Consider the following 12178-nt stretch of genomic DNA (forward strand, 5'->3'; position numbering starts at 1 on the left):
TGAGGGTGCCGGCCAGCGTAAGGCGGTTCCGTGACAGCCTTAGGTCACCTGCCGGGTCACCCGCCCTCTTCCGTCACGTCGATGGCGAGCGTTTCCTTGATCTCTTCCATCACGATGTAGCTCTTGGACTGCACCGCACCCGGAAGCTGCAGCAGGATGTCACCCAGCAGGCGCCGGTATTCGCCCATCTCGCGGATGCGCGCCTTGATGAGGTAATCGAAATCGCCCGAGACGAGGTGGCACTCCAGCACCTCGGGAATGCGCAGCACTTCGCGCCGAAACTGCTCGAACATATTGCCCGCCTTGCTGCCCAGGCTGATTTCCACGAACACCAGCAGCGAGGCGCCCAGCATGGCCGGATTCAGTCGCGCGTAATAGCCGAGGATGAAGCCCTCGCGCTCCAGGCGTTTGACGCGCTCGATGCACGGCGTGATGGTCAGTCCGACGGCTTCGGACAGCTCCTTCATGGACAGCCGCCCGTCCTTTTGCAGCAGGTCGAGGATGCGGCGATCGAGCTTGTCGAGGGCCCGGACGGGCTTGCGCTGGGTTCGCATGGTTAAAAACACCCCAAAATCGAAGTTGTTCCTGTTTCTCGAAAATATACAGAAACAATTGCTGGTGTTGTACGAATACGATAGCGACATCTATCGTAAATGCATCTCCGGGGAGTATCACCATGCGCGTGCTCGTTCTTGGCAGCGGTGTGATCGGCGTTACCAGCGCCTACTACCTGGCCCGCGCGGGCCATGAAGTCACCGTCGTCGACCGCGAAGCCGGTCCGGCGTTGGAGACGAGTTTTGCCAACGCAGGTCAGATCTCGCCGGGCTACGCATCGCCGTGGGCTGCGCCAGGCGTGCCGCTCAAGGCCATCAAGTGGATGTTCCAGCAGCACGCGCCGCTCAGCATCCGCCCCGACGGCACGCTCTTCCAGCTCAAGTGGATGTGGCAGATGCTGCGCAACTGCGACGCCGCGAGCTACGCGCAAAACAAGGAACGGATGGTCCGCCTGGCTGAGTACAGCCGCGACTGCATCCGCGACCTGCGCGCCGACACCGGCATTGCCTACGAAGGCCGCCAGCAAGGCACGCTGCAAATCTTCCGCACCCAGCAACAGCTCGACGGCGCCGCGAACGACATCGCCGTGCTCGAGCGCGCCGGCGTGCCCTACGAACTGCTTTCGCGCGAAGACCTCGTGCGCAGTGAACCAGGCCTGGCCTCGACCCGCCACAAGCTGGCCGGTGGCCTGCGCCTACCCAATGATGAAACGGGCGATTGCCAGCTCTTCACCACGCGCCTCGCCGCGATGGCTGAGAAGCTGGGCGTGCGCTTCCGTTTCAACAGCACCATCAACAGCCTGATCTTCAAGAATGACGCCGTGCGCGGCGCGCTGGTCGATGGGCAGCCGATCGACGCCGACCTCGTGGTCGTGGCGCTGGGCAGCTACAGCACGCCGTTCCTGAAGAACCTGGTGAACGTGCCGGTGTATCCACTCAAGGGCTTCTCGATCACCGTGCCGATGACGGACGCGGCCAAGAGCCCCGTCTCCACCATCCTGGACGAGACCTACAAGGTGGCTGTGACGCGCTTTGACGACCGCATCCGCGTGGGCGGCATGGCGCAGATCGTCGGCTACGACAAGCGCCTGGACCCGGGCAAGCGCAACACGCTGGAGTTCGTCGTCAACGATCTGTTCCCGGGTGCCGGTGATGTGTCGCGCGCCTCGTTCTGGACTGGCCTGCGCCCGATGACGCCTGACGGCACGCCGATCGTCGGTCAGACGCCGGTGCGTGGCCTGTGGCTTAACACCGGCCACGGCACGCTGGGCTGGACCATGGCGTGCGGCTCGGGCAAGCTGCTGTCGGATCTGGTGTCGGGCCGCTCGCCTGCCATCCGTGCGGATGACCTGTCGGTGTATCGCTACATGGGCGGCGCCCCGACGCCGGCGACCAAGCCTGCGTTGGCCTGATCGCCAACAGCTCCGCATCAACGAAGAAGGGAGGCCGAAGCCTCCCTTTCTTTTTGCCTGCTCAAACCCAGAGCCGGTACGCCCAGAACGATTCGTCTTCGACAAAGCGTTCAACAAACTCGCTCGGTGAAAAACCCGTGATGCGCTTGGCCGTGCGGCTGAAATGTGCCTGGTCGGCAAACCCCTCATCCTGGGCCAGCGCGGCCCAATCGAACGGCAAGCCGGCTGCGTGCCGATCCATCGCGGCAAAGTAGACGCCTTCGGTCTTCACCAGCGCTTGCCACTCGCGCAAAGACCGTCCGCTGAAGGTCTTGATGCGTCGCTCCACTTGCCGCGGACTCTGTGTGCGCCGCCACTCATGCGCCTGCCATGCCAGACGCTCCACCCAATGACGGCCGGCCCGGCGCATTGACGACATCACCGTACCCGGCCCCTGAAGCGCTTGCCAGCGCGCAGCCAGATGCTGCTCCAGTACGGCCAGCACGGCCGCATCGTCATGGGTGTCGAGCAACGCATCCAACAACGGCTGCCAGGCGGCACCCAGCACGGCATAGGCGTCGACAAAGCGGTCGGCTGCCACAGCCATGTCGACACCGAACAAGGTCTGCGCGACATCCGCCGTCAAGCAGATCATGCCACCCCGCCCGGTGGTCGGCGCCCAGCTCACCGTAGGCTGGGATTGGCTGCCCGACAGCACGACCGCCGCATCAAACGGCCGCCATTGCGGGCTGCCATCGGTGCGCTCGACAAGCCCCGCATTGATGCCCTGAAACCACGACAGCGACACCATGGGCGACGCTGGGAAATGGGACAGGCGCTGCGCATCGGTCAACACAAAGCCGCGCGTGTCGCGGCAAAGAATGGCCACGATTGCGCCCTGCAAAGCCGGCGGCGCAAGATACAGGCGCGTAGCCGGTACGCGGCCATCGTGCATGACACGCGGCGCGCGTGCGAGGGGGTCTGGGCACTCAAATTGGGAGGACATGGCGGCGCAGTATAGGCAGGCGCCACAAACGTGTCGATGTCGTTTGCGTTCAAGACAGGTCACGCCGCCAAGCGAACAATGCCAGGCATGCCCAGATGCACCTAGAGACCCCAAATGAATCCGACCACTTCCGGCCAATGCCCCTTCCACACGAAGGACGCATCGTCCGCACCTGCCGGCCATCCGCCCGGTGTATGGCCGCCGGGCCCCTCCACCGCGCTGACTGGCTGGAGCCTGCTCGCCCGCATGTCGCGTGACTTGCTGGGTACGTTAGCGACGTGGCAACGCGAGTTCGGCGATGTCGTGCATCTGCGCTTCTGGCCCGAACACGAAATCGTCGTTACCGACCCAACACTCGCGCGCGAACTGCTGGTGACGCATCACGATGCGCTGGTCCGCTGGGAACGCGGCATGCACGTGTTCGCCCAGTTACACGGCCACAGCGTGCTCATTGCCGAAGGCGAAGCCTGGCGCGGCAAACGACACACCTTGCAACCGAGTTTCTCCCCCAAGGCCGTCCAGGCTTTCGTGCCCACCATCGCCGCTGCCACGGAGAAAGCGCTCGCACAGTGGCCAGAACACGATGCGCGCTGGCCGATGGAAAGCGCGATCACCTCGCTGACCATGGACGTCATCACGCGGATGATGTTCTCGAGCGAAATCGGCGAGGAGGCGCGCACCGCGGAACAGGCCATCCGCGTTGTCGGTGCCGCTGCCAACGCGGAGTTCTACTGGCCCGCAAGCTGGCCGGACTGGGCACCCTGGAAGCGCAAGAAACGGCGTGCCCTGGCGGAACTGCATGGCCTGATCGATCACCACCTGCAAGCACGGTTGGCCCAGCCAGAAAACGCCTGGCCCGACGATTTACTGACCCGCTTGCTGCAACTGCACCGGGATGACCTCGCCGCATGGCCGCAGCACGCCGTGCGCGACGAATGCATGACCGCGTTCCTGGCGGGGCACGAAACCACAGCCGCCACGCTGATCTGGTGGGCCTGGTGCATGGCATCCAACCCGGCTGCACAGGCCATTGCACGCGAAGAAGTCCGACAAACGCTGCAGGGCCGCGCACCAAGCCCCGACACACTGGCTTCGCTGCCCTACCTCACGCAGACGATCAAGGAGACGCTGCGCCTCTACCCGGCTGCACCAGTACTCGTCAGCCGGCGAAGCACCCGGCCCATCACCTTGGGTGTGTGGCAATTGCCTGCGCGCACCATGTTCCTGATTCCGGTGCAAGTGATGCACCACGACCCGCGCTGGTTCCCCGAGCCGCTGGCGTTCCGCCCGGAACGCTTTGCGCTCGATGCCCTAGAGCTGCCACGCGCACGCGGTGCCTACCTACCCTTTGGCACCGGCCCGCGCGTCTGCCTTGGGCAACATCTGGCCATGTCCGAGATGACGGTGATTGCCGCAATGCTGCTGCAGCGTTTCACGTTGTCGGTGCCGGATAACATGCATGCCCCGCGCCCGGTGATGAACGTCACGTTGCGGCCGGACCAACCGCTGCACCTGGCAATCACGCCCATCTGACGTCAGCAACGCACCAACAAAAAGGGAGGCCGAAGCCTCCCCCTTTTCATGTCCGTCGATACGGCTTAGAACTGCACTTCCGGCACCGCGCCGATCGTTTCACCACCCGTCAGCACGCTCTGCGCAATGCCCGGCGCCTGCGTGAGCAGCACGTCGGCAAACACGCGTGCCGTGGCGATCTTCGCGCCGTAGAAGTTCGGGTCTTCGCTCTCGCGATCAATGGCCACCAGCAGCGCACGCGCCATCTGCCAACCCGACAGCACGATGCCGCACAGGCGCAGATACGGCACGCTGCCCGCAAACACAGCGTTCGGCTGCGCCTTGGTTTGTGCAACCACGAAGCGCACCACCGATTCCATCGCCTCGCGGCCCGCTGCCAGGCGCACACGCATCGCCTCACAGTGCGCACCGCCCTTGGCGGCCAGCGCGGCTTCCACCTTGGCGATCTCCGCGCAGATGCCCAGTGCCACGGCGCCGCCATCACGCACCGTCTTGCGGCCGATCAGGTCGTTGGCCTGGATGGCCGTGGTGCCTTCGTAGATCGGCAGGATGCGCGCGTCGCGGTAGTACTGCGCGGCGCCCGTCTCTTCGATGAAGCCCATGCCGCCGTGCACCTGCACGCCCAGGCTCGTCACGTCGATCGACATTTCGGTGCTCCAGCCCTTCACGACCGGCACCAGGAACTCGTACAGCGCTTCGTTCTGCTTGCGCGCAGCGTCATCGGCGGCGTGGTGACCAGCATCGCACGCAGCGGCGGCCACATAAGCCAGCGCGCGAGCGCCTTCAGTCATGGCGCGCATCGTCAGCAGCATGCGCTTGACGTCCGGGTGATGAATGATCGCAACGGCCTTGCCTGCGGAACCATCTACCGGGCGGCTCTGCACGCGCTCGCGCGCGTAGGCGACAGCCTTCTGATACGCGCGCTCCGACACGCCAATGCCCTGCATGCCCACCGCATAGCGCGCGGCGTTCATCATGATGAACATGTATTCCAGGCCGCGGTTTTCTTCGCCGACCAGCGTGCCGATGGCACCGCCGTTATCGCCGAACTGCAGCACCGCTGTCGGGCTCGCCTTGATGCCGAGCTTGTGCTCGATCGACACGCAATGCGCATCGTTGCGCGCGCCCAGCGAGCCGTCTGCATTGACCATGAACTTCGGCACCACGAACAGCGAGATCCCCTTCACGCCTTCCGGTGCCCCCGGCGTACGCGCCAGCACGAGGTGGACGATGTTCTCGGCCATGTCGTGCTCGCCCCAGGTGATGAAGATCTTCGTGCCGAAGATCTTGAACGTGCCGTCGCCCACCGGCTCGGCGCGCGTGCGCACGAGTGCCAGGTCGGAGCCGGCCTGCGGCTCGGTCAGGTTCATCGTGCCGGTCCACTCGCCCGAGATGAGCTTGGGCACGAACAGCTGCTTCTGCTCTTCGGTGCCGGCCGTGAGCAGGGCCTCGATAGCGCCGTCAGTCAGCAGCGGGCACAGCGCGAACGACAGGTTGGCCGCGTTCAGCATCTCGATACACGCCGTGGCGATCAGCTTGGGCAAACCCTGGCCGCCGTATTCGAGCGGGTGCTGCACGCCTTGCCAGCCGCCCTGGCCGAACTGCGCAAAGGCCTCCTTGAAGCCGGCAGTGGCCGTGACGACGCCGTCCTTCCAGCTGCTCGGGTTGCGGTCGCCTTCCACATTGAGGGGAGCCACAACTTCACCGGTAAAGCGCGCGCTTTCTTCCAGCACGGCCTGTGCGGTGTCGGCGGTGGCATCTTCAAAGCCGGGCAGCTTGGCGACGTTGTCCAGGCCGGCAAGTTCGTTCATCACGAACAGCATGTCCTTGACTGGGGCTTGATAGGTCATGTCTCTCTCCAATGCTTCGTTAAGTGCGATCAGGACAGTTCGTCACCGGGGTGCATGACACGCTCTCCTGATGGCGCTCGCGTATAAAAAAGCCGTTTCCAAACAGGTCGGAAACGGCTTTGCGTGGGGCGTTGCATGCGTCTCGAATGAAACGCATGCGCGGTTCGATCAGCCCAGTGCGCTCACCAACTCCGGCACCACCGTGTTCAGGTCGCCCACAAGGCCGTAGTCGGCCACCTGGAAGATCGGCGCCTCCGGATCCTTGTTGATCGCAACGATCACCTTGGAATCCTTCATGCCAGCCAGATGCTGGATCGCGCCCGAGATACCGACGGCGATGTACAACTGCGGCGCGACGATCTTGCCGGTCTGGCCAACCTGGTAGTCGTTCGGCACGAAGCCGGCGTCCACGGCCGCACGCGAGGCACCCAGTGCAGCGCCCAGCTTGTCGGCCAGCGGCGTCAACACCTTGGTGTAGTTCTCGCCCGAGCCCACGCCACGGCCACCCGACACGATGATCTTGGCGGCGGTCAGTTCCGGGCGGTCGCTCTTCGTCACTTCGCGCGAGACGAACTGCGAGATGCCGGCGTCAGCCACGGCGGTCAGGTTTTCGGTAGCAGCCGAGCCGCCGGTGGTGGCAGCGGCGTCGAACGCCGTACCACGCACAGTGATCACCTTGACCTTGTCGGCCGATTGCACGGTGGCGATCGCGTTGCCGGCGTAGATCGGGCGCTCGAAGGTGTCCGGGCCGTCGACCTTGGTGATGTCGGACAGTTGGGCCACGTCCAGCTTGGCGGCCACGCGCGGCAGGATGTTCTTGCCGTAGGCGGTGGCGGGCGCCAGGATGTGGCTGTAGTTACCGGCAATGGCCAGGGCCTGCTCGGCGACGTTCTCGGCCAGGCCATCGGCAAACTGGGGCGCGTCGGCCACCAGCACCTTGGCAACGCCGGCGATCTGCGCAGCGGCTTGTGCAGCGGCGCCGCAGCCAGCGCCGGCCACCAGCACGTGGACGTCGCCGCCGCATTGGGCGGCTGCCGTCACGGCGTTCAGCGTCGCGGCCTTGATGGATTGGTTGTCGTGTTCAGCAATTACGAGTGCGGTCATCTTGATCTGCCTATTCGGTGTGCTTGAAGTTGCGTGCAGTAACGGATGACCGCTTACAGCACCTTGGCTTCGGTCTTGAGCTTGGCGACCAGCGTGGCCACATCGGGCACCATCACGCCGGCGCTGCGCTTGGCGGGCTCAACCACCTTCAGCGTCTTCAGGCGCGGTGCAACGTCCACACCCAGGTCTTCCGGCTTGACCGTGTCGAGCTGCTTCTTCTTCGCCTTCATGATGTTCGGCAGCGTCACGTAGCGCGGCTCGTTCAGGCGCAGGTCGGTGGTGACCACGGCCGGCAGCTTGACCGACAGGGTTTCCAGACCGCCGTCCACTTCACGGGTAACCGAAGCCTTGCCGTCGGCAACCTGCACCTTCGAGGCGAACGTGGCTTGCGGCAGGCCGGCGAGCGCAGCCAGCATCTGGCCAGTCTGGTTAGCGTCGTCGTCGATTGCCTGCTTGCCCAGGATGATCAGTTGCGGCTGTTCCTTGTCGACCAGCGCCTTGAGCAGCTTGGCCACAGCCAGCGGCTGCAGCTCTTCGTTGGTTTCGACCAGGATGCCGCGGTCGGCACCAATGGCCATGGCGGTGCGCAGGGTTTCCTGGCACTGCGTCACGCCGCACGATACGGCGATCACTTCGGTAGCAACGCCCGCTTCTTTCAGACGGACCGCCTCTTCCACGGCGATTTCGTCGAACGGGTTCATGCTCATCTTGACGTTGGCAAGATCGACACCGCTACCGTCCGTCTTCACGCGAACCTTCACGTTGTAATCGATCACGCGCTTGACTGCGACCAGGACTTTCATGCGCTCACTCCACTCATTAATAAGACATTTGTTACAAGACGCCGGCCATTATAAGGGTGGTCGGTCGCTCGCGTTAAATTTCCGAACGGTCGTGCTATTTTAACCGTGAAAAATTGCCGGACACCAGTCAAACGTCCGGCAATTCGTTGGGGAAAACCCTCTAACTGTGTGTAAACGTGCTTACCACGCCACGATCACAGCGTCTTTGTACTTCGTCTTGACGAAGGATTTCACTGCGTCCGAATGATACGCCTTCACGAGCTTGGCGACCCAGGGTTGATCCTTGTCGACGGCACGAATGGCGATCACGTTGGCATACGGGCCCTTGGCGGCTTCAATGGCGATGCCGTCTTTGGTCGGGTCCAGGCCAGCCTTCTCAGCGTAGTTGCCGTTGACGGCAGCGGCGTCCAGATCATCCAGCGAGCGCGGCAGTTGGGCGGCGTCCAGCTCGATGAACTTCAGCTTCTTCGGGTTCTCAGCCACGTCGCGCGGCGACGCCTTGAAACCAGCGTTCGGCTTGAGCTTGATCACACCTTGCGCCTGCAGCAGCAGGAGCGCACGGCCACCGTTGGTCGGATCGTTCGGCAGACCGAAGCGCGCGCCGTCCTTCAACTCCTTCAGCGACTTGATCTTCTTCGAGTAGATGCCCATCGGGAAGGTGATGGTCTGGCCGACGCTCACGAACTTGTAGCCACGCGTGGCAACCTGGTCGTCCAGGTACGGCTGGTGCTGGTAGCTGTTGGCATCCAGATCACCGGCGGCCAGGGCGGCGTTCGGCTGGATGTAATCGTTGAACTCGACGATCTGAAGCTTCAGGCCGTCCTTCTCGGCGACCTTCTTCACTTCCTCCATGATCTCGGCGTGCGGGCCGGCGGTCACGCCGATCTTGATCGGCTTGCTCTGCGCCATTGCGCTACCCGCGACCAGTGCCAGCGCGGCACCCAGGCTCGCGGACCATTGCAGCAGTTGACGACGATTCATTGCGTTTCCTCGTGATGTGTAAATAGATGAAGGAGGCGTCGTAGAACGTAGCGAGCGGCCCGAGGTTGGCGCGAGAAGCGCAACCGTACGCAAATACGGTGAGCATCGCAGTGCCAAGATCGGGACGCGCAGTAGTTCTGCGGCGTCTCCTTAACGATGGCTGAGACGGCGCACTAGCCAGTCGCCCGTCGATTGCACCGCCTGCACAAAGACGATCAGGATGACGACGACCGCCAGCATGATGTCCGATTCATAGCGCTGATACCCGTAGCGGATGCCCAGATCGCCCAGGCCGCCGCCGCCGATGGTACCGGCCATGGCCGAGTAACCGACCAGGCTGACGAAGGTGATCGTCAGGCCGGCGAGGATGCCGGGCATGGCTTCGGGCAGCAGTACCTTGTAGACGAGCTGGCCAGTGGTCGCGCCCATCGATTGGGCGGCTTCGATCAGGCCGCGGTCCACTTCGCGCAGTGCGGTTTCCACCAGGCGTGCGACAAACGGAATCGCTGCAATCGTGAGCGGCACGATGGCCGCAGCGGTACCGATGGACGAACCGGCCAGCAGGCGCGTGAACGGAATCACCGCCACCAACAGGATGATGAACGGCACCGAGCGCACGGCGTTGACGACGAGGCCCGCAACGCGGTTGAACACCGGTGCAGACAGCACACCGCCCGTCGTCGTCAAATACAGCAGCACGCCCAGCGGCACGCCGAACAGCGCGCCAATGCCGCCGGACACGCCCACCATGGCGAGCGTTTCCCAGAACGCCGGCAGGAACAGATCGGTCATGTCAGACCACATGGTTGATCTCCTCGACCACCACGCCTTGCTCGCGCAGGAAGTGCATTGCGTTGTTGATATCGGCGGTTTCGCCCGTAGCCAAAATTGCCAGCGAGCCAAAGGCTTGGCCCTGGATCTCGTCGATATGGCCGTGCAGGATGTTGAAGTCGAACCCGTAAGTACGGACGGCTTGCGCCAGCACAGGTTGGTCCACGCCCTCACCGGTAAAGGCGAGTCGGAACAGGTGGTCACGTCCGCCGTGCTCGCGGGCAACCAGGCGGCTTTCCACGCGTGCCAGCACGGAAGGCGGCAGCTCTTGCGAAATGACCTCGCCGATGAGCGCGCGCGTCACGTCATTCTGCGGTTTCAGGAATACGTCGATCACGCGGCCGATTTCCACCACGCGGCCGGCGTCGAGCACCGCCACGCGGTCGCACACCTGCTTGATCACCTCCATCTGGTGCGTGATCAGCACGATGGTCAGACCCAGCTCGCGGTTGATCTTGCGCAGCAGGTCGAGGATCGAACGCGTGGTCTCGGGGTCCAGCGCGGAGGTGGCTTCATCGCACAACAGCACCTCGGGCTGACTGGCCAGCGCACGAGCAATACCGACGCGTTGCTTCTGGCCACCTGAGAGCTGCGCCGGATAGCGGTCCTTGAACGAGGCCAAGCCGACCAGCTCCAGCAGCGGCAAGACGATCTCACGAATACGTGCGCGCGACGTGCCCGCCAGTTCCAACGGCAGCGCCACGTTGTCATACACCGTGCGCGACGACAGCAGGTTGAAATGCTGGAAGATCATGCCGATCTTGCGGCGCGCCTGGCGCAGTCCATCGGCATTCAATGCGGTGAGATTCTGGCCCGCCACGGTGACGGTGCCGGAGGTCGGCCGGTTCAGCAGATTGATGACACGCACCAGCGTGCTCTTGCCCGCGCCGCTGCGGCCGATGATGCCGAAGACTTCGCCGCGGTCGATGGCGAGGTCGACGTCGCGCAGCGCGTGGACGTCGTTGCCGCCCGCCCCCCGAAAGTGCTGCGATATCCCCTTGAGTTCGATCATGCGTACATACAAAAACGGCAACCGCCCTGGTTCCAGGCCGTTGCCGTCTCTTTTTTGTTTTGAATGAGGCGCTAGTGTAAGGCAGCCGCTACATGCGAGGAACGATTCTTTAACGATGTATTTATTACTTTTTCGAATGTCATCGACGATTCGTCACCACCCCCCGCCTAAAGCTCGGCAAGCGCCTTGACGTGCGCCACCACACTGCGGCCGAGCGCGCTGAGGTTGTAGCCGCCCTCCAGGCAACTGACGATGCGGCCCTTAGCATGCTTGCGCGCCACCTGCATGAGTTGCTGCGTGATCCAGGCGTAGTCAGCTTCGACCAGGCCCATCTGGCCAAGATCGTCTTCGCGGTGCGCATCGAAACCGGCGGAGATGAACAGCATCTCGGGTTGAAACGCGTCCAGGCGCGGCAGCCAGATGGTCTCCACCACCTCGCGCACGGTCAGACCGTTGGTGTACGCCGGCAACGGGATGTTGACCATGTTGGCCGCCACCATCTCGGTGCCGGAATATGGATAGAACGGGTGCTGGAAGATGCTGCACATCAGCACGCGCGGCTCGTCACGGAAGGCTGCTTCTGTGCCATTACCGTGGTGCACGTCAAAATCGACGATGGCGACGCGCTGCAGGCCGTGGTGCTCCAGCGCATGACGCGCGGCCACGGCCACGTTGTTGAAGAAACAGAAGCCCATCGCGCGGCCGGGCTCGGCGTGGTGACCAGGCGGTCGCACGCTGCAGAAGGCGTTCTCAAGCTCGCCGGCGATCACCTTGTCGGTCGCGTCCACCGCCGCACCCGCAGCCAGCACAGCGGCCATATAGGTGTGCGGGTTCATCGAGGTGTCGGGGTCGATCGGCGCGTAGCCGGCAATCGGCACGCTAGCCACCAGCTCGCGCAGATACTCGGGGCGGTGCACGCGGCACAGCTGCGCCTCGGTGGCGGGCGGTGCCTCGCAGGGGACGAGCAGATCTTCGATGCGGCTGGCGATCAGTTGATCTTCGATCGCGCGCAGACGGTCCGGGCACTCGGGATGGTGATACCCCATCTCGTGCTTGAGGAATTCAGGATGCGTGTAGAGGCCGGTCGCCATGTTCGTTTTGTGTGCCGGTTGA

General features: G+C 63.7%; 11 protein-coding genes. 2 read left to right on the plus strand and 9 right to left on the minus strand.

The annotated features are described in order from the left end of the window. Nucleotides 1-56 precede the first annotated feature (56 nt). Nucleotides 57-554, minus strand: coding sequence for an Lrp/AsnC ligand binding domain-containing protein (locus PI87_RS04125; RefSeq protein WP_039596350.1), 498 nt, complete (start codon nt 552-554; stop codon nt 57-59). Between the two features lie 122 nt (nt 555-676). On the opposite strand from PI87_RS04125, the gene PI87_RS04130 reads away from it, so the two are divergent. Then, the gene (locus PI87_RS04130; RefSeq protein WP_039596351.1) at nt 677-1966 is read left to right on the plus strand and encodes a D-amino acid dehydrogenase; all 1290 of its coding nucleotides are present in this window, start codon (nt 677-679) and stop codon (nt 1964-1966) included. Nucleotides 1967-2027: 61 nt separating this feature from the next. Here the strand turns inward: PI87_RS04130 and PI87_RS04135 are convergent, their stop codons facing one another. Beyond that, a complete protein-coding gene (locus PI87_RS04135) occupies nt 2028-2951 on the minus strand; it encodes a helix-turn-helix transcriptional regulator (RefSeq protein ID WP_039596352.1) in 924 nt (307 codons plus the stop codon). Between the two features lie 114 nt (nt 2952-3065). Between PI87_RS04135 and PI87_RS04140 the strand changes: the two genes are divergently transcribed. Continuing rightward, nucleotides 3066-4484, plus strand: a complete 1419-nt coding sequence (locus PI87_RS04140; protein ID WP_039596353.1) for a cytochrome P450 — start codon at nt 3066-3068, stop codon at nt 4482-4484. A 65-nt stretch (nt 4485-4549) separates the two neighbouring features. Here PI87_RS04140 and PI87_RS04145 read toward each other — a convergent pair whose 3' ends face one another. The 7 genes from PI87_RS04145 to PI87_RS04175 all read right to left on the minus strand — a co-directional run bounded on the left by PI87_RS04145 (nt 4550) and on the right by PI87_RS04175 (nt 12156). Further along, a complete protein-coding gene (locus PI87_RS04145) occupies nt 4550-6334 on the minus strand; it encodes an acyl-CoA dehydrogenase (RefSeq protein WP_039596354.1) in 1785 nt (594 codons plus the stop codon). A 168-nt stretch (nt 6335-6502) separates the two neighbouring features. Continuing rightward, nucleotides 6503-7438 (minus strand): electron transfer flavoprotein subunit alpha/FixB family protein, encoded by a 936-nt coding sequence (locus PI87_RS04150; protein ID WP_039596355.1) that lies wholly within the window; start codon nt 7436-7438, stop codon nt 6503-6505. Nucleotides 7439-7491: 53 nt separating this feature from the next. Continuing rightward, nucleotides 7492-8241, minus strand: a complete 750-nt coding sequence (locus PI87_RS04155) for an electron transfer flavoprotein subunit beta/FixA family protein (protein ID WP_039596356.1) — start codon at nt 8239-8241, stop codon at nt 7492-7494. 180 nt (nt 8242-8421) lie between these two features. Further along, nucleotides 8422-9222: a MetQ/NlpA family ABC transporter substrate-binding protein gene (locus PI87_RS04160; RefSeq protein WP_039596357.1), complete on the minus strand. Its 801-nt coding sequence runs from the start codon at nt 9220-9222 to the stop codon at nt 8422-8424. A gap of 150 nt (nt 9223-9372) precedes the next feature. Further along, complete coding sequence (locus tag PI87_RS04165) at nt 9373-10026, minus strand: methionine ABC transporter permease (RefSeq protein WP_039596358.1); 654 nt, start codon at nt 10024-10026, stop codon at nt 9373-9375. Continuing rightward, nucleotides 10016-11065 (minus strand): methionine ABC transporter ATP-binding protein, encoded by a 1050-nt coding sequence (locus PI87_RS04170; RefSeq protein WP_039596359.1) that lies wholly within the window; start codon nt 11063-11065, stop codon nt 10016-10018. Before PI87_RS04170 ends, PI87_RS04165 begins: the two co-directional genes overlap by 11 nt. Before the next feature lie 167 nt (nt 11066-11232). Continuing rightward, nucleotides 11233-12156, minus strand: a complete 924-nt coding sequence (locus PI87_RS04175) for a histone deacetylase family protein (protein WP_039596483.1) — start codon at nt 12154-12156, stop codon at nt 11233-11235. Nucleotides 12157-12178 lie beyond the last annotated feature (22 nt).

This window comes from Ralstonia sp. A12, from assembly GCF_000801955.1.
GTDB lineage: Bacteria > Pseudomonadota > Gammaproteobacteria > Burkholderiales > Burkholderiaceae > Ralstonia.

Coding starts and splice junctions, on each gene's coding strand:
- PI87_RS04125 (WP_039596350.1), bottom strand. CDS start 554: ATGCGAACCCAGCGCAAGCCCGTCCGGGCCCTCGACAAGCTCGATCGC.
- PI87_RS04130 (WP_039596351.1), top strand. CDS start 677: ATGCGCGTGCTCGTTCTTGGCAGCGGTGTGATCGGCGTTACCAGCGCC.
- PI87_RS04135 (WP_039596352.1), bottom strand. CDS start 2,951: ATGTCCTCCCAATTTGAGTGCCCAGACCCCCTCGCACGCGCGCCGCGT.
- PI87_RS04140 (WP_039596353.1), top strand. CDS start 3,066: ATGAATCCGACCACTTCCGGCCAATGCCCCTTCCACACGAAGGACGCA.
- PI87_RS04145 (WP_039596354.1), bottom strand. CDS start 6,334: ATGACCTATCAAGCCCCAGTCAAGGACATGCTGTTCGTGATGAACGAA.
- PI87_RS04150 (WP_039596355.1), bottom strand. CDS start 7,438: ATGACCGCACTCGTAATTGCTGAACACGACAACCAATCCATCAAGGCC.
- PI87_RS04155 (WP_039596356.1), bottom strand. CDS start 8,241: ATGAAAGTCCTGGTCGCAGTCAAGCGCGTGATCGATTACAACGTGAAG.
- PI87_RS04160 (WP_039596357.1), bottom strand. CDS start 9,222: ATGAATCGTCGTCAACTGCTGCAATGGTCCGCGAGCCTGGGTGCCGCG.
- PI87_RS04165 (WP_039596358.1), bottom strand. CDS start 10,026: ATGTGGTCTGACATGACCGATCTGTTCCTGCCGGCGTTCTGGGAAACG.
- PI87_RS04170 (WP_039596359.1), bottom strand. CDS start 11,065: ATGATCGAACTCAAGGGGATATCGCAGCACTTTCGGGGGGCGGGCGGC.
- PI87_RS04175 (WP_039596483.1), bottom strand. CDS start 12,156: ATGGCGACCGGCCTCTACACGCATCCTGAATTCCTCAAGCACGAGATG.